Consider the following 16707-nt stretch of genomic DNA (forward strand, 5'->3'; position numbering starts at 1 on the left):
TAAGGAGAACAAATTTGAAAGCAAGTCACATTTAGGATAACGAGGCATTTTGAGCCTGTTTTTACCAAAACCGTCTTGAAACAGGCTACAAGGCAAACCCCAGTTGGCACCGTTGCCCGCCCAGCGTAGAGATGTTCTGGCGAAGTTCCAGGTTAGTTTTGATTTCCTTGAACTCCTGTTCAGACCGGGCTTTGATTTCTTTCCGTTGAATGGCCTCTATAAATCTTCGGGCATCCTCTGGGGTTTCCAGCAGCAGACCGGGAACTTTGGCGGGTTTGTCGTCTTCGCCTTTGGCTACCATGGTGAAGTAAGACGTGTTGGTATGCTTCACAAAACCAGATTTCACGTTTTCGGCCACCACTTTAATGCCCACCAGCAGCGAGGTAGTGCCTACGTAGTTGATGGAAGCCATCAGACTCACCAGTTCGCCCACCTCTACGGGTTGCAGAAAATTCACGCCGTCTACCGATACGGTCACGCAGTAGTTGCCGGCGTGTTTGGCGGCGCAGGCATAGGCCACCTTGTCCATGAGCGAAAGCAGAATGCCCCCGTGAATCTTCCCTCCGAAGTTCGCATAACTGGGAATCATCAACTCCGTGAGCGTGGTGCGGGAGTGGGAAACCGGTCGGTAAAAGTCTGGTTCTTGGGTGGGTTGCTGCATGGCCAATTAAGGGCTGTTTTCCTAGAAGGAAGGCAAAATAGGAGATAGTGATTGGGGTTCGTTCTTCTATATCAAGAGAAATGTGAACATTTATAGGAAAACCACATCGTCAATGACCTGCTCGCCCATCTCAGAATTGATCAAAGCAATTACTTTGGTTTTGGCCATGTTCAGCTCATGCTTAAGCGGAGCCGAGGTGAGGCGTACAAACAATTTCCGGTTGCGCACAAACACTTCCTGCGTTTTCATGAAAATGGCCTTGCCCATGATTTTTTCCCAGGAGCTCACCAACTGCACCTCGCTTAATTTGCCGTTCAGTTTATAGGCTTTGAGCATGGCATCAATGCTATCTTTCAGAGAGATAGTATCGGCTTTGCGCATGAACGGACTTCTGGGATTAAGCGGACGCAGGGACATAGAGGCTCTTTTTTAGTGGTGCTACGGCGCTAAGGTACTGCAATTGCAGGCGCTTTGGTGAGGTTCTGGGCAGATGAATTTACCCACCCGGTTATCCCCATTTAGGTACGCAGTTATGCACTTTCTGTTTTGAGCCCGTTATTGCCGTAGCGGCGTTACACCGTAACGCCGAGGCTCCATGAAACGAAAACGCCTCCACTGGAACATGCATTGCCACACAGCTGGAAACAGGGTTGCAAATTAGGGCCCGTTGATTTGAAGCGATGCCGCTGCGTAGAACCTCGGCGTTACGGTGTAACGCCGCTACTCCTCATCCTCAATAGTAACAGCGGTGCCTTCCGAGATTCTGAACCTCCTAATATTATTGGACAGGGGTTGTAAGATTTTATCGGTGCGTTCCAGGTGCGTGTCAGTAAGGAAAATCTGCCCGAAGGTGTTGTCGGCCACCAGTTGCATGAGCTGTTCGATGCGTTTCTGGTCAAGCCGGTCAAAGATATCGTCTAACAACAATAGCGGTTTCTGGCCGTTTTTCTGGGAAAGCACCTCAAACTGCGCCAGCTTCAAAGCAATCACGTAACTCTTCTGCTGGCCCTGTGACCCGAAGTTCTTCACGCTCTTGCCATCCATCAGGAATACGAAATCGTCTTTGTGCGGACCTACGGTGGTGCGCTGCAGCAGCAAATCTTTGCGTTGGCTTTGGTCCAGCAGGTACGCATAGTTCTGCCGGGTTAATTGGCTCTGGTAGGCCAAAGTGACCACCTCATGCGAATCTGATAAGTGGCGGTAGTGGCGTTGGAATACAGGTTCAAAGGTCTCCAGAAAGGCGGCCCGCCTGATGCTCAGCTCCGTTCCAAGCGGCATCAGTTGCTCATCCAGAATCTGCAGGTACTCTTTGTCTACGTAGCTTTTTTCATAAAACTGCTTCAAAAGGGAGTTGCGCTGTTTGAGAACATAGGTGTATTGGATGAGCAAGTCCAGGTAGGAGTGGTCCAGCTGGGCCATGAGAGAGTCAAAGAACTTCCGTCGTTCTTCGCTGCCTTCCCTAATCAAGTCGGTGTCATAGGGGGAGATCAACACCACTGGGAACTTGCCTACGTGCTCGCTCACGCGGTCATAAGGCGCTTTGTTTAAGGTGATGATCTTTTTCTGTCCGTTTTTTAAATAGCACTGAACCGCACTTACTTTTTCATCGGTTTTAAACCGGCCTCGTACAATAAAGTAGTCTTCGCCATCTTTGATATTTTGCAGATCTGAGGAGGTAAAGGCGCTTTTGGTGAGTGACAGATAGTGAATGGCATCCAGCAGATTGGTTTTGCCGCTGCCGTTGTTCCCAATAAAACAATTGATGTGCGGAGAAAAAGGCAGAGTGGCTTCCTCGTAATTCTTGAAGTGCAGGACGTGTAGATTTTCGAGGAGCATGAACTTGTTTACAGATTTTTACTTAATTTCGCATGTTATAATACCTTACAGAAGCGAGCCTGGGCTAAATCTACTCTGAAAAAGCCGTTTGGCAAGCTCTGATTTTTTGACTTAACCCTTACGAACCAACATACAAGTATGGCAGAGACGAAAGCAGCGAAGACGAATGATGCGAAAAAGGCAAAGGTAAACGCTGCCCCAGCATTTTCAAAAGAGACCTATATGCGCTGGTATGAGATGATGCAACTCATGCGCAAATTTGAGGAGAAAGCCGGTCAGTTATACGGCCAGCAGAAAATCAAAGGTTTCTGTCACTTATACATTGGGCAGGAAGCTTGTGCCGCCGGTGCCATCACCGCGCTCACCAAAGACGATAAATGGATTACCGCGTACCGCGATCACGCTCATCCGCTAGGGTTAGGAACTTCTCCTAACGCCGTAATGGCCGAGTTGTATGCCAAAGCCACTGGTTGCTCTAAAGGCAAAGGCGGTTCCATGCACATTTTTGACAAAGAAGTAAACTTTGTAGGTGGTCACGGGATTGTAGGCGCGCAAGTGCCACTAGGCGCAGGTCTGGCTTTCGCCGAGAAATACAACAAGACTGGTAACCTGTGTATCTGTTATATGGGTGACGGTGCCGTACGTCAGGGTGCTTTGCACGAAGCCTTCAACATGGCCATGCTATGGAAACTGCCGGTAATTTTTGTGGTAGAGAACAACGGTTATGCCATGGGTACCTCGGTGCAGCGTACGTCTAACGTGACTGAATTATATAAGCTCGGTTTGTCTTATGACATGCCATCTGAGCCGGTAAACGCCATGCGTTGCGAAGACGTGCATGACGCCGTAGCCCGTGCCGCTGAGCGTGCCCGCGCTGGTGAAGGCCCAACCTTCCTGGAGTTCAGAACTTACCGCTACAAAGGTCACTCCATGTCTGACCCGGCTAAGTACCGCACCAAAGAAGAACTGGAGACTTACCGTAACCAAGACCCAATTGAGAGCGTGCGTTTCACCATTCTGGAGAACAAATTCGCGACAGAGCAGGAACTGGAAGAAATTGACAACAAAGTGAAGGCCCAGGTACAGGAGTCAGTAGAGTTCGCGGAGAATTCGCCTTACCCAGAGCCAAGCGAATTATACACAGATATTTACGTAGAGAAAGACTATCCGTACGTGATGGACTAAAAAACCGTGCCTGTGGGAACCCAGCTTACTAATTTGGGGTTCAACGGGCAAGGCTTTTTCCCAAGAACAGCATCTAAATCCTATTTTATAATTACTGATGTCAAATAACACAATCAAGCGCGAAGGCGAATTCGAGCTACTAGAAAACCCAGATGCGCTGGCTGACCGTCTGTTGAAGTCAGAGAACTTTGTGGAGCGTAACAAAAACCTGTTCATCGGGGTTTTTGTGGCTATTGCTCTTGCCGTAGTAGGCGGGTTCCTGTATTACCAGAACCAACAGAAGAAGAACCAGGAAGCGTTAGCCGCCATGTTCCAGGCCGAATATTATTTAGAAGCTGATTCTCTGAATAAAGCCCTGAACGGCGATGGTCAAAACGAAGGCTTCAAAACGGTAGCTGAGGAGTACGGAAGCACCAAAGCCGGTAAATTAGCCAACTTCTACGCTGGTATTGTTTCCCTGAAACAAGGCAAATACCAGGAAGCCCTGAACTACCTGGAAGAGTTCAAGTCTGACGACCTTTTGCTCCAAGCCCGCGCCTACAGCCTGCAAGGCGATGCCAACCTGGAATTAGGCAAAAGAGAAGAAGCCGCTTCTTTGTACAAAAAAGCCGCTGAGCACAAAGCCAATGACTTTTTCTCACCGCAGTACCTCATGAAAGCGGCCGTCGCCTATGAAGCGGGTAACCAGTTCACCGAAGCCATTGAGGTGTATGATCGCATCATCACTGATTATCCGCTGAGCCCAGAAGTAAACGACGCCAAGAAATACAAGGCCCGTGCCGAAGGACTAGCCAAGAAATAAGGCTCTTTAGAGTTCAATTAAAACAGAGCGGCTGCTGAAATTATTTTCAGCAGCCGCTCTGTTTTTTTATGCAATTTTGCGTACAACCGTTTCCGGGTCAGTTTTGGTAAAAAGAGCTGAAAACGCTGCCCCTGTAACCCCAATCCCTTAAATCTCCTTCAACATGGCAAGCGCCCTTAAAAATCTCAGTGCCTACAATTCAGATAATCTGCCAGACATCTCAGGTAAGAAATTTGGCTTGGTAGTGGCCGAATGGAACAAAGAAATCACTGATACCTTGTGCAAAGGAGCCTATGACACTCTCCTCCAGCACGGCGCCAAGCCCGAGAATATTTACCGCAACACCGTACCGGGTAGCTTTGAATTGACTTTGGGTGCCCAGTTTCTGGCGCAGAGCAACGAGATAGATGCCGTTATCGCCTTGGGCGTGGTCATTAAAGGAGAAACCAAGCATGATGATTACATCTGCCATGCCGTAGCCCAGGGCCTCACGCAAGTAGGTCTAAAGTTCAACAAGCCTGTTATCTTCGGGTTGGTGACCACCAATGATGAACAGCAAGCCTGGGACCGGGCAGGTGGCAAACACGGCAACAAAGGCGTGGAAGCCGCTGCTACCGCTATCCAGATGCTGAATTGGGTAAACTAAACGTTTATTGCTTCTTGGTAAGATCAGAAGGCCGGCCCACAAAGCTGGCTTTTTTGATGTTACGTACTTTCCAGAGAGCAAAAGACCGGCTAGTTGCAGAGCTGCTCCAGTTCTTGTGTATGTAGAATGATATTCTTTTTAGAGTGCAGAAATAAGAAAATCTAGGGGTAGAAAGAAGCTAGCTTATAAATTTCGGCTATCAATTTGATACTCTGTTTAGTTTTCCGGAATAATAACCGTAATTTTGCGCCAAAATAAGCAGCCGGAACTTTCAAAAACCAAAGGCTCATCCAAATTCGGTGTATTGCTATACCGGGTAGAACCGCTGGAAAAGGAACCGTCTGCGCTTGCATACTAACAAACTATAGCCTAACCGTTACGAACCCCAAAGCCATGAGTGAAGAAAAACAACGGTATTCTCAAGAGGAATTGAACGAATTTCAGGAAATCATCATTGAGAAACTAAATAACGCCCGCAAGGAGGTGGCCTTTATCAAGGAAACCTTGAGCCGCCGCAATGATTCGGGCACTGATAATACCGCCTCTACGTCTAAAGTATTGGAAGACGGCGCAGACACGCAGGAAAAAGAAAGCTTGAACCAGTTGGCCTCCCGTCAGTTGAAGTTTATCCAGCAGTTAGAAAACGCCCTCATCCGAATCAAAAACGGAAGCTACGGGGTGTGTATCAAGTCTGGTAAACTGATCCCGAAGGAGCGTTTAAAGGCCGTGCCGCACACGCAGCACACCATTGAGGCCAAGATGAACCGCAACGACTAACAAACCGCACAGATTTGAATCTATTACTGAACCATCTTCAGGCGCTGATCTTTTGCGCCACCTCGCCCGTGACTATTGAGGAATTGCAGAAATGCCTTTCTGAAGCACTGGTGACCGAGGTGAGCGTAAGTGATGTATTGGAGGGAATTGAGCAGCTCAATGCTCAATTCTCTACCGATGCTTTCGCCTTTCAGATTTACGCCATTGGCGGCGGGTATCAGTTCTTGACCAAACCGGCCTACCAAGACTCGGTTAGTATTCTGCTCAAGCATAAATCCAAGAAGAAGCTGTCGGCTTCAGCCTTGGAGACCTTGGCTATCATTGCCTACAAACAACCCATTACCCGCTCACAGGTAGAGCAGATCAGAGGCGTAAGCTGTGACTATGCCATTCAGCGTCTACTGGAGAAAGGCTTGCTGGAAATCAAAGGCAAAGCCAATACCATCGGCCGTCCTGTCCTGTTTGGCACCAGCCAGAAGTTCATGCAGTATTTCGGCATTAACCACCTCAAAGACCTTCCGCAACTCAGAGACCTGGCCCCGGAAGAGAACACCATCGGTGAAACCGCCGACCTTTAATTCAGAATCACATCCTTTTATACAGTAGCGATACTGCAGTTTTTCACAACAACATGGCAAGAAACGAAGATACGCCTCAAGAAGGCAACGACCGCGCACGGGATAATTCTCGCGGCGGCGAAAGAAAAGTATTTGGCAGAGGCACCCGCTTTGACCGCCCAGCTCCTGGCGACCGCGAAGGTGGCTTCCGCAACCGAGACAGAAATTCAGACAACTCAGACAGACCATCCGGTGACCGTGAGCGTTCAGCAAGACCGCGCCGCGAAGATGACCGTGACGGCGATATAAACACCAACCGCGAAAACAGAGAACGCGCGCCCAGAAGGGAAAGTGATCGCCGGCCAGGTGATTTCCGTCCGGCAAGTGGCTTTGACAGACCAGACCGTGGCAACGACCGTAGGGATGAGAGACCGCGTGGTGATAATGACCGTTCAGACCGCAGACCAGCCAGAGAAGGTGGGTTCAACCGCTCTGAAGGCAGAGATGATCGCCGTAGCGGAGGTTCTTTCCAGGACCGCCGGGAAGGTAACAGAGGCCCGGCCCGTGGCGGAGAAGAAAGAGACGGCGAACGTCGTTCTTTCGGGAACCGTGAAGACCGTGGCGGCGAGCGCCGTGGTGCAGACCGTCCGTCTTTTGGTGCTGGCAGAGATGACAACCGCCCAGCCCGTGGTGGTGACCGCCGTGAAGGAGGCTTTTCTTCTGACCGCAATGACCGTGGTTTCAACCGCGGCGGCGAGGACCGCCGGGAAAGAACTGGTGAGAGAGAAGGCAACGGCTTTAACCGAGGCGGTGACCGCCGCTCTGACGCGCCGCGCGAAAACCGGCCGTTTTCCGGAAATCGGGACGAAAACAGATCTGAGCGTCCGGCCCGCCGGGAAGGTGACCGACCATTTGACCGTAACGCTCCACGTGAAAACCGGGGCCACGAAGACCGTTCTTCGTCATTCCAGAAACGTGAAGGCCGTCCGGAGCGCGGGGCTACCCGTCCAGACCGCAATGACCGTTCTACCAGAGGTAATGACAGAGGTTCAAAAGAAGGCCGTTTTGGCCAAAACAACGAAGAAACGCAGGAAGCGCCTTTCTACAACCTGAAACGCTACGAAGAGCGCCGGAAGAAAAGAGATGATTCCTACGGAAACGAAGACCTGCGCCTGAACCGCTACATCGCCAACGCGGGTATCTGTTCGCGCCGTGAGGCCGATGAACTCATCGCCGCGGGCGAAATCAAGGTAAACGGCCAAGTGGTAACGGAGATGGGCTACAAAGTTGCGCCTACTGATACCGTGCAATACGGCCGTAAAACCCTGAGCCGCGAGAAAACAGTGTACGTGCTCCTAAACAAACCAAAGGACTTCCTGACTACTACTGATGACCCGGAAGGCCGCAAGACCGTAATGGATCTGGTGAAGAATGCCTCCAAAGAGCGCTTGTTCCCGGTAGGCCGTCTGGATAGAAACACCACAGGTTTGCTGCTTTTCACCAATGACGGGGAACTGGCCCAGAAACTGACGCACCCTTCCAATAAGATTTCTAAAATCTACCAGGTGGAGTTGGACAAACCCATCACCCAGGAAGATGTGAAGAAAATTCAGGAAGGGGTTGAACTGGAAGACGGCAAAGCCGAAGTAGATGACGTGGCTTTGTTAGGAGGTAGCAACCAATTCTTAGGCTTAGAGATTCATATTGGAAGAAACCGCATTGTACGCCGCATCTTTGAACACCTGGGCTACGACGTAGTAACGCTGGACCGCGTGCAATACGCAGGCTTGACCAAGAAGGACCTACCCAGAGGTAACTGGCGTTTCCTGTCAGAAAAAGAAGTAGTGCGCCTGAAATACTTTATGTAATCTGTCGTTCATAGAATGCTGAATCTGGCGATAGACCGGGGAAACACCCGCATCAAGGCCGGTCTTTTCCAAGACGGGCTTTTAGTGCACCAATATACCTGTCCAGACTTTCCCGCGTTAGGGAAAGAACTGGCGGGAGTTTCCCTGCACAACGCCATCATGTCTTCGGTGAGTCAGGAATCTGCTGATTTGGTGCAGCACATTCCGGTAACGGGGCAACGGGTTTTATTCAATGCTCAGACTCCGGTGCCGGTGCATAACAACTACGGAACGCCGCACACGCTGGGGGCAGATAGATTAGCCGCCGCCGTAGGGGCGCAGTACCTGTTCAAAGGGCATCACTGCCTCATTATGGACGCGGGTACCTGTATTACCTATGACCTGCTAACCGCAGACGGAACCTTTGAGGGCGGAAGCATTTCGCCGGGCATTACCATGCGGTACCAGGCGGTGCATACCTTTACGGGTAAACTCCCGCTACTGCAAGGCTATGAACTGCCGCCCAGACCAGGTAAGACTACCCCAGAAGCCATTAAAGGAGGAATTCTTTACGGCGCGGTGGCCGAAGCAGAAGGCATGATTCAACATTATGAGCGCCAATACAAACCACTAACGGTTATTCTGTGCGGCGGTGACGCCCCGTTTTTTGAAAGTACAGTAAAAGCACGCATCTTTGTCATTCCCGAATTGGTTTTAATCGGGTTAAACCGAATACTTGAGTATAATGTATAAGCCTTTCCGCGCCCTGTTATTGATCTCTGGTCTAGCAATTGGGTCTTCACAACTACAGGCGCAACAGCTTTCCAATTCTCCTTATTCCCGCTTTGGTGTAGGTGATATGGTGCACGGCTCTACTTCCATCCGGAGCGCCGGTATGGGGCAGGTAGGAGTAGCCACTGGTAGTGCTGCTCTCATCAATGATCAGAACCCGGCCTTGCTGTACTACAACAGCTCCGTGACTTTTGAAGCTGCCGTAGCCTCTGAACTGAAGCGGTTGTCTGATAAAAACACGTCGCAGGTAGATGGTACTGCTAATTTGGGGTACTTGGCGCTTTCCCTGCCTCTCTCCCGTAGATGGACTACTTCTATTGGGTTAAGGCCGTACAGCCGGGTAAACTTTTCCACTATCTCCAGTGCCCCGGTGGCTGGAGCAGAAGCCACGGTTACTTCTTACAATGAGTACACCGGTAGCGGTGGCCTCAACGAAGTGTACTTTGCCCACGGCATCAGAATTGCCAATGGTTTAACGGCGGGTGTTTCTGGGTCTTACCTGTTCGGGACGATTGATCGGCAGGAGTCTACCATTCTGGTAGATACCCAGGATTCTACCAGTGCGCTGCAAAAGACCTTGATTCATACTACTTCCAGGTATTCTGGCCTTGCGTTCAAAGGAGGGCTGCATTACCGGAAGAAAATAAGTGACAAAGCCAGCCTAGGCATAGGCGGAACCTACAGCACCAAAGCCAACATTGAAACTGACAGACAAACGGCCCAGGAGCGCCGCTACCTGGATGAATCTGTGATCTCTAGCCTGGTAACGGACAGTCTGGAAGGCTATACTACCGTACCGCAAACGTTCCAGATTGGCTTGGCGTATGACAACAACAAGAACTGGACGGTAGGCGCAGATTACACCCAGATCAAAGGATCAGATTACAGAGGCTTCAGCTTAAACAAAGAGGCGGGCCGCCAGGAATTAGGCGATGGTTACAGAATAGGCGTTGGGACAGAAATCACCCCAGATGCCGGGTCTGTAAGTTCTTACCTGAAAAGAGTTACGTACCGTTTTGGCGGATATTACGGTAATTCACAGGTCAACGCCATTGCCGCCGGCAGCACGGTAGCTACTCCGCATGATCTGAAAGACATGGCCCTTACCTTCGGCTTTTCCCTGCCGTTAGGAAGAGGAGTTCGTCCGCCAGACTATACTCAGGCTTTGCTCAACACCAGCGTTACGGTAGGGCAGCTCAAAGCTGAAAACACCGGCCTCAAAGAGCAGTACTTACGAGTGAGCATTGGCGTGGCCTTCAACAACAGATGGTTTATAAAACGGAAGTTTGACTAAACTCCCAAGTTCACGTTATAACTTCAGATAAAAGAAAGACAGATACCAGGCCCCTGAATCTACCATTGATTTTTGGGTCTGGTATCTGAACCGTTTAAAGCAAAGGGTAATCTTATGCAAGTTCTGTTGAGAAAGTATAGAAGCACCAGGTTTTATCTGCTACTGGTGTTTTTCTTGGGAGCATTCAGTTGGAGCTGCCAAAATGCTGATGAGGTTGTCAAGCCTATTGAGTACAACGGGCCTTCCTCAGAAACTTACAACCAGGTAACCATCTACTCAGACTCGGCTAAAATGAAGCTGAAGTTGAGCGCCCCAGTAGAGCAGCAGTTGCAGAACGGTGATATCATCTACCCCAAAGGCATGTACATCACGTTCTACGAAGAAGAGACGCCTACTACCATCATTACCGCCAAGTACGGCCGGTATGACAAAGCCAAAGACCAGTACTTTGCCCGCAATGATGTGGTGGTGAAGAATATGGTGAAGAAAGAGCAGCTCAACACCGAGGAATTATTCTGGGAGCGTCAAAAGCAAAGCATCTTCACAGACAAGTTTGTACGTATCACCAGTGTAGATGAAGTAGTGACCGGCGTGGGCCTTACCGCCAAGCAAGACTTCTCTGATTATACCTTAAAACAGTTCTCGGGCTCTTTCGTGTTGAAACAATGAACTTAAAGCAAACCATCTACATGGCGCTGGCCGTCGCTTTTCTGGTGATTGGCGTGCATCAATCCATTGTGAATGGGGTGGTGGAAAGTTATTGGATCATCATGCTCTCCATTATCTTTCTCATGCTTTTCCGTATGAACAAGGCAAAACCCTGATTTTCCCTGCTTCATGGACCCTGATCATTTGTACATAGCTGCTACGGCAGGATTGCTGCTGTTACTGCTCTTCAGCGTAGCAGAGATTGCCTTGCGGCAAATAGGGCGGTCTTACGTCAAACTGCACGTCACGGAGAACCCCAACTCGCTTACAGGTTTTCTCCTGTGCCGCGAAAAGCAGACCTTGCTCACCATTCAATTAGGCTTGGGCCTGGGGTTATTACTGCTGGGTTTTGGACTGTTCGGGAGTTTGGCGGCTATTTTCCAGAAACACCTTCAAAACCAAATGGCCTTGGTACTGGCCGGCTTGGCTACGGTAATAGGCACCTGGCTGCTGTTTCTGTTGTTGGGAGTGTTGGCCAGCCTGGTTTCTCCGGCTAGTCTGCTCAGGGGTCTGGCTCCTGTGATAGCCTTCTTCCTTGTCCTGTTTTATCCTGTCACTATTCTGGTTAATGCGATTCTGGGCTTGTTTTCTGAAAAAGATGCTGAAAGCGAGACCGAAGTATTGGCGAATGCGCTTGCCTATCAGCCTTTTGCTGTACGGGTTCAAGCACCAGATGAACTCGTGCTGGCTCCTTCCAGTGAGATAGACAGCAAGATTTTCAATAATGCCCTGGAGTTCAAGAATGTCAAAGTGCGGGAATGTATGGTGCCGCGCACCGAGATTGATGCCATTGAACTGGAAGACGGCGTAGAGGCGCTTCGGCAAGCCTTTATTGAGACCGGCCACTCTAAAATCCTCATTTACCAGGACTCCCTGGACCATATTCTGGGCTATTGCCATCAGTTCTCCTTGTTCCAGAATCCGGCCACGGTAGAGGAAATCCTGACGCCCATGGAGGCGGTGCCCGAGAACCTGCTGGCCCGCGAACTGTTTGTGAAGTTCATCACCGAGCACCGCAGCATTGTACTGGTGCTGGATGAGTTTGGCGGCACCTCAGGCATTGTGACCCTGGAAGACGTGATGGAAGAAATTCTGGGCGATATCAATGACGAGTACGACGAGGAAGATTTGCTGGAGCAGGCCCTGCCCGAACCGGGTTCCTACCTCTTCAGTGCCCGCCAGGAAATTGATTATCTCAATGAGAAATACGAACTCAACTTACCCGAGGGCGACTATGAAACTTTAGGCGGTTTTATCTTGTCTGTACTGGAAGAAATACCTTCAGCGGGTGATGTAGTGGTGGTTCCGCCTTTTGAGATACGGATACTCTCCATGGATGAGCATCGCATCAATACGGTACATCTTACCGTAAGGTTGACCCCTTCAGAAGAATAACCTGCGTTCTAGGCACTTATATTTTGATTTTATCACATATTGCGATTATTTTGCATATCGCTTAAAATACGTCAAATACTTACATGGCATTAATTAACAAGATTCGGGAGAAGTCAGGGTTCGCCATTGGCGCAATTGCTATTGGCTTGCTCATTTTCATTGTGTTGGGAGACTTGCTGGGGCCAAATTCCCGGTTATTCGGCAACAACACGGCAGTAGGGGAGGTTGCCGGGCATGAAGTGTCTGTGCAGGAATTTGAAGCCATGTTTGAAGAGGCTAAAAACAATTACACCAGCCAATACGGCCGTCCGCCTTCTGAACCTGAGTTGGCTTCATTGCGTGAGCAGACCTGGAACCAGTTAGTGTTCAAGTACGCGTTTGAAGGAGAGTTTGAGAAAGTAGGCTTGGGCGTTTCTGAAGACGAGCAGGTAGACATGGTACAAGGACGTAACGTGCACCCTGCCCTGAAGCAAATGTTCACCGACCCGCAGACTGGTCAGTTCAACGTTGAGCAAGTAAAGCAAACCCTGCGCAACCTGGGCAGCATGCCTCCGGAGCAACAAGCCGCCTGGCGTAAATACGAGCAGGATCTGGCTACAGACCGCCTGCGTAACAAATATTATAACCTGTTCACGTTCTCTAACTATGTGACCACTGAAGAAGCCAAGCGCTTCAATGCGGAGCAAAACTCCCGCGCCAACATCAACTCTTTGTTTGTTCCTTACTTCAGCATCGCAGATTCAACGGTGAAAGTAACCGATGACCAACTAAGCGAGTACCTGAACAAAAACAAAAAGAAATTTGAGGTAGAAGAAGGCCGTTCTATTACGTATGTAAGCGTACCGGTATCTGCTTCCAAAGAAGACAGCGCAGACTACAGCAAAGAAACAACTGAGTTAGCAGCCCGTTTCGCGGCTACAGAAAATGATTCTTTGTTTGTGAAAGCCGAATCTGAAACGCCGTTCAACAGCGCGTACGTACCCGCTAATGAGTTGCCGGAAGAACTGAAAACCCAGACTTTGGAGAAAGGCAGAATGTACGGTCCTTTCGCCCAGAACGGAAACTATAGCCTGTACAAAATCATGGACGTGAAAGACGGTGGACAAGCCTCTGTACGTGCCAGCCACATCCTGATCAAACCAGATAACACTACGCCAGAAGCCAAAGCCGCCGCGAAAGCCAAAGCCCAAGGCATCTTAAACCAAATCAAAGGTGGTGCGAACTTCGCGCAGTTAGCCGCTCAGCACGGAACAGACGGAACTGCCTCTATGGGTGGTGACCTGGGCTGGTTCACAGAAGGCCGCATGGTACCAGCGTTTGAGAAAGCAGTTTTCGGGGCTTCAGGCCCTGGTTTATTGCCGAATTTGGTAGAAACGGACTACGGTTACCACATCGTGAAAATCACTGAGCCTAAAACTACCAGAACTTATCAGGTAGCGCAGGTGACCCGCGCCTTAACGCCAAGTGACAATTCCCGTGAGTTCGCCTTCGGACGGGCCGGTGCCATTGCCGCCAACAGCTCAGATCTGGAGTCTTTCAACAAGGCAGTTGCCAATGAAAAAGGTGTGATGAAAGCTGAAGCTAAGAACATTACCGCTGCTGACCGTTCTGTGAACAACCTGCAGAATGCCCGTGAGCTGGTACGTTGGGCCTTCGGCGAAGACGCTAAAGTTGGTTCGGTTTCCCCGGTAATCACCATGGACGACCAATACATAGTGGCGGTATTAACCGGCAAACGCGAAAAAGGAACGGCCAAAGTAGAAGATGTACGCGATGAACTGACCGCTGCCGTACGCAACGAACTGAAAGCGAAGAAAATCAAAGACAAGTTAGCTTCCCTTTCTGGCCCGTTAGACCAGATTGCCGCTAAATACGGTCCAGATGCACTTGTTCGTCCGGCCAATGACGTGACCTTAGGCGCCGCTACCATCCCAGGTTTAGGCATGGAGCCGGTAGTAGTAGGAAGAGCATTCGGCCTGAAACCAGGTCAGCGTTCTGGCCCTATTGACGGTGAAGGTGGTGTGGTGATTGTAGAATTGACCAGCCTCAACCCAGCTACTCCGGTTGCCGATATTGCTTCTATCAAACAACAACTGCAAGGAACCCGCGCTGGACGTGTACAAGGTGCTTTGTATGAGGCCGTACGCAAGAACGCCAAGATTGAAGACAACCGAGTTCGGTTCTTCTAAGACCAACCATTTATAAAGATTAGGACAAGAGCCGCGCCACCCAGCGCGGCTCTTGTGTTTTCAGGGCGTTTTTAGAAAAACGACTCCAAATGAGTATATTGAATGGCTGTAGAATACGTTAAGGGAGAATAGCTTAGCCGGAGAATACCATGAGAAGATTATTGTTGTTATGGGGGTTGGTTTTGGGTTGCTTGACAATGGCTGTGCCGCCAAGCATGGCCCAGAGTACTCCCGAGCAAATGGCTCTGGCCAAAGAATACCTGCGCCAAAATGAATTCGGCAAGGCCGATGCCTTGTTCAGTAAATTGATTGAGCAGGACGTGCAATTTGGCCTCGTTTACCCAGATTACCTCAAAACCCTGCTGGCCCTGCGCAACTACAAAGAAGCCGATAAACTGGTGAAGCGGGCGCAGAAGAAATACCCGGGTGTGCCGGCGTACGCCATAGATGAAGGGAACGTGCTGCAAGCCTCGGGGAATACCGCCGCCGCCGAAAAGAAGTGGGCGCAGGTAGTACAGACCACCACACCAGAGAATGTGTACGGTGTGGCTTCGGCGTTCCAGCAAGCTGATATGTTGCCTTATGCCGAGCAGGCGTACCTAAAAGCCCGACAATTAAGCGGAAGCGAGAAAACGTTCGCGGTCCAGTTACTGCAACTTTACTCGTACCAGCGCAAAACCAATCTGTTGGTAGACGAAGTGCTGAAGCAGGTGAAAAGCAACAGCGTGCCGCTGACGTTTGCCCAGAACATGCTGCAAAATACCCTAAGAGATGAGGAATCTCTGACTGTGCTGGAGCAGCGGCTCATGACGGCGGTACAGGCCGAGCCAGACGCCACGCCCGTGCAGGAACTGCTCATCTGGACCTTGCTGCAACGTAAGGACTTCGGTCCGGCCCTCATGCAAACGCGCGCGCTGGACCGTAGAACCCAAGGCGGCGGGGCCCGCGTCCTTTCCCTCGCCGACATTAGCCTACGCAACAAAGATTACGCGACGGCTATTGAGGGCTACACTTACGTGATGCAGCAATACCGCGAAGGCGATTTGTACCCCATCGCGCGGCAGCGCATCATTCAGGCCCGCGAAGAACAGGTGAAGAACACGTTTCCGCTGGACAAAGAGAAGATAAAGCTGCTGGCGCAGGAATACGAAGCGCTGCTGCAGGAATTGGGCCGTAACGAGCGCACCGCCGAGGTCATCAAGGAATTAGGTGAACTGCAGGCGTTCTACTTAGAGGCCCAGCCCGAAGCCGTGAAAAACCTGCAGGAAGTAATTGCCATGCCTCGGGCAAAGCCCAACGTAGTAGCCGAAGCCAAGCTGATTTTAGCCGATGTGTATCTGTTGCGCGGCGAACCTTGGGAAAGTACGCTGCTGTACAGCCAGGTAGAGAAAACGCACAAAGAACAGCCCTTGGGTTACGAAGCCAAACTCAGGAACGCACGTCTCAGCTACTACAAAGGCGATTTCGAGCTGGCCCAAAGTCATCTGGACATCCTGAAACTAGCTACCAGCCGTGAGATTGCGAATGATGCCCTGGACCTAAGTTTGCTGATTATTGACAATACCGGCATGGATACGTCGGCAGCGGCTTTGAAAGAATATGCCGCCATTGATTTTTTGGTGTTCCAGCACAAGTATCCCGAGGCGATGGCTGCTTTAGATAAACTGCTCACCAAGTACCCCGGCCACAGCCTCACTGATGAGATCTATTTCCAGAAAGCCGAACTGCTGCAACAGACAGGCCAGTTTCCCGAGGCAGCCCAGAACCTGCAACTCATCATTGACAACCCCAAATATGACATCCTCTCAGATGATGCGCTTTTCCTTTTGGCCAAACTAAACGAAGAGAACCTGAGCCAGCCCGAAAAAGCCCAGGAACTCTACAATCAACTCTTAGTGAAGCACCCTGGCAGTGTGTTTGTAGCCGAAGCTAGAAAGCGGCTTAGAAAGTTAAGAGGGGATAAAGTTTAGCAGAAAAGCCATAGCGGCAGTTATGGGGCTATTTTCTAGAAAGTAGCT

At 50.3% G+C, this 16707-nt stretch carries 16 protein-coding genes; 13 read left to right on the plus strand and 3 right to left on the minus strand.

Features of this window, described 5'->3' with window-relative positions; translation table 11 throughout:
- Nucleotides 1-85 precede the first annotated feature (85 nt).
- The 3 genes from ACY0JR_RS02775 to recF all read right to left on the minus strand — a co-directional run bounded on the left by ACY0JR_RS02775 (nucleotide 86) and on the right by recF (nucleotide 2497).
- Entirely contained in the window at nucleotides 86-661 is a 576-nt protein-coding gene (locus ACY0JR_RS02775) for an acyl-CoA thioesterase (protein WP_462632327.1), read from the minus strand.
- 90 nt (nucleotides 662-751) lie between these two features.
- Nucleotides 752-1078 (minus strand): DciA family protein, encoded by a 327-nt coding sequence (locus tag ACY0JR_RS02780; protein ID WP_462632328.1) that lies wholly within the window; start codon nucleotides 1076-1078, stop codon nucleotides 752-754.
- Nucleotides 1079-1381: 303 nt separating this feature from the next.
- Entirely contained in the window at nucleotides 1382-2497 is a 1116-nt protein-coding gene (gene recF, locus ACY0JR_RS02785; protein WP_462632329.1) for a DNA replication/repair protein RecF, read from the minus strand.
- 138 nt (nucleotides 2498-2635) lie between these two features.
- On the opposite strand from recF, the gene pdhA reads away from it, so the two are divergent.
- From pdhA to ACY0JR_RS02850, 13 genes are all read left to right on the plus strand, one after another.
- Nucleotides 2636-3682, plus strand: a complete 1047-nt coding sequence (gene pdhA / locus ACY0JR_RS02790) for a pyruvate dehydrogenase (acetyl-transferring) E1 component subunit alpha (RefSeq protein ID WP_462632330.1) — start codon at nucleotides 2636-2638, stop codon at nucleotides 3680-3682.
- Nucleotides 3683-3779: 97 nt separating this feature from the next.
- Nucleotides 3780-4484: a tetratricopeptide repeat protein gene (locus tag ACY0JR_RS02795; RefSeq protein ID WP_462632331.1), complete on the plus strand. Its 705-nt coding sequence runs from the start codon at nucleotides 3780-3782 to the stop codon at nucleotides 4482-4484.
- A gap of 163 nt (nucleotides 4485-4647) precedes the next feature.
- Entirely contained in the window at nucleotides 4648-5130 is a 483-nt protein-coding gene (gene ribH, locus ACY0JR_RS02800) for a 6,7-dimethyl-8-ribityllumazine synthase (protein ID WP_462632332.1), read from the plus strand.
- A gap of 393 nt (nucleotides 5131-5523) precedes the next feature.
- Nucleotides 5524-5907, plus strand: a complete 384-nt coding sequence (locus ACY0JR_RS02805; RefSeq protein ID WP_462632333.1) for a TraR/DksA family transcriptional regulator — start codon at nucleotides 5524-5526, stop codon at nucleotides 5905-5907.
- Nucleotides 5908-5921: 14 nt separating this feature from the next.
- Nucleotides 5922-6485, plus strand: a complete 564-nt coding sequence (scpB, locus tag ACY0JR_RS02810) for an SMC-Scp complex subunit ScpB (RefSeq protein ID WP_462632335.1) — start codon at nucleotides 5922-5924, stop codon at nucleotides 6483-6485.
- 53 nt (nucleotides 6486-6538) lie between these two features.
- On the plus strand, nucleotides 6539-8332 hold the full coding sequence (locus ACY0JR_RS02815) for a pseudouridine synthase (protein WP_462632336.1): 1794 nt from the start codon (nucleotides 6539-6541) through the stop codon (nucleotides 8330-8332).
- Nucleotides 8333-8347: 15 nt separating this feature from the next.
- Nucleotides 8348-9064, plus strand: coding sequence for a type III pantothenate kinase (locus ACY0JR_RS02820; protein WP_462632337.1), 717 nt, complete (start codon nucleotides 8348-8350; stop codon nucleotides 9062-9064).
- Complete coding sequence (locus tag ACY0JR_RS02825) at nucleotides 9057-10397, plus strand: hypothetical protein (protein ID WP_462632338.1); 1341 nt, start codon at nucleotides 9057-9059, stop codon at nucleotides 10395-10397. Before ACY0JR_RS02820 ends, ACY0JR_RS02825 begins: the two co-directional genes overlap by 8 nt.
- Nucleotides 10398-10511: 114 nt before the next feature.
- Nucleotides 10512-11066, plus strand: coding sequence for an LPS export ABC transporter periplasmic protein LptC (gene lptC, locus ACY0JR_RS02830; RefSeq protein WP_462632339.1), 555 nt, complete (start codon nucleotides 10512-10514; stop codon nucleotides 11064-11066).
- Nucleotides 11063-11221 carry a hypothetical protein gene (locus tag ACY0JR_RS02835; protein ID WP_165864862.1) on the plus strand — a complete coding sequence of 53 codons (159 nt, stop codon included), beginning with the start codon at nucleotides 11063-11065 and terminating at the stop codon, nucleotides 11219-11221. Before lptC ends, ACY0JR_RS02835 begins: the two co-directional genes overlap by 4 nt.
- 13 nt (nucleotides 11222-11234) lie before the next feature.
- Nucleotides 11235-12500, plus strand: coding sequence for a hemolysin family protein (locus ACY0JR_RS02840; RefSeq protein WP_462632340.1), 1266 nt, complete (start codon nucleotides 11235-11237; stop codon nucleotides 12498-12500).
- An 83-nt stretch (nucleotides 12501-12583) separates the two neighbouring features.
- Nucleotides 12584-14689 carry a peptidylprolyl isomerase gene (locus ACY0JR_RS02845; RefSeq protein WP_462632341.1) on the plus strand — a complete coding sequence of 702 codons (2106 nt, stop codon included), beginning with the start codon at nucleotides 12584-12586 and terminating at the stop codon, nucleotides 14687-14689.
- A gap of 215 nt (nucleotides 14690-14904) precedes the next feature.
- On the plus strand, nucleotides 14905-16659 hold the full coding sequence (locus ACY0JR_RS02850) for a tetratricopeptide repeat protein (protein WP_462632342.1): 1755 nt from the start codon (nucleotides 14905-14907) through the stop codon (nucleotides 16657-16659).
- Nucleotides 16660-16707 lie beyond the last annotated feature (48 nt).

This window comes from Rufibacter sp. JT3400010 (assembly GCF_054956755.1).

Coding starts and splice junctions, on each gene's coding strand:
- ACY0JR_RS02775 (WP_462632327.1), bottom strand. CDS start 661: ATGCAGCAACCCACCCAAGAACCAGACTTTTACCGACCGGTTTCCCAC.
- ACY0JR_RS02780 (WP_462632328.1), bottom strand. CDS start 1,078: ATGTCCCTGCGTCCGCTTAATCCCAGAAGTCCGTTCATGCGCAAAGCC.
- recF (WP_462632329.1), bottom strand. CDS start 2,497: ATGCTCCTCGAAAATCTACACGTCCTGCACTTCAAGAATTACGAGGAA.
- pdhA (WP_462632330.1), top strand. CDS start 2,636: ATGGCAGAGACGAAAGCAGCGAAGACGAATGATGCGAAAAAGGCAAAG.
- ACY0JR_RS02795 (WP_462632331.1), top strand. CDS start 3,780: ATGTCAAATAACACAATCAAGCGCGAAGGCGAATTCGAGCTACTAGAA.
- ribH (WP_462632332.1), top strand. CDS start 4,648: ATGGCAAGCGCCCTTAAAAATCTCAGTGCCTACAATTCAGATAATCTG.
- ACY0JR_RS02805 (WP_462632333.1), top strand. CDS start 5,524: ATGAGTGAAGAAAAACAACGGTATTCTCAAGAGGAATTGAACGAATTT.
- ACY0JR_RS02815 (WP_462632336.1), top strand. CDS start 6,539: ATGGCAAGAAACGAAGATACGCCTCAAGAAGGCAACGACCGCGCACGG.
- ACY0JR_RS02820 (WP_462632337.1), top strand. CDS start 8,348: ATGCTGAATCTGGCGATAGACCGGGGAAACACCCGCATCAAGGCCGGT.
- ACY0JR_RS02825 (WP_462632338.1), top strand. CDS start 9,057: ATGTATAAGCCTTTCCGCGCCCTGTTATTGATCTCTGGTCTAGCAATT.
- lptC (WP_462632339.1), top strand. CDS start 10,512: ATGCAAGTTCTGTTGAGAAAGTATAGAAGCACCAGGTTTTATCTGCTA.
- ACY0JR_RS02835 (WP_165864862.1), top strand. CDS start 11,063: ATGAACTTAAAGCAAACCATCTACATGGCGCTGGCCGTCGCTTTTCTG.
- ACY0JR_RS02840 (WP_462632340.1), top strand. CDS start 11,235: ATGGACCCTGATCATTTGTACATAGCTGCTACGGCAGGATTGCTGCTG.
- ACY0JR_RS02845 (WP_462632341.1), top strand. CDS start 12,584: ATGGCATTAATTAACAAGATTCGGGAGAAGTCAGGGTTCGCCATTGGC.
- ACY0JR_RS02850 (WP_462632342.1), top strand. CDS start 14,905: ATGGCCCAGAGTACTCCCGAGCAAATGGCTCTGGCCAAAGAATACCTG.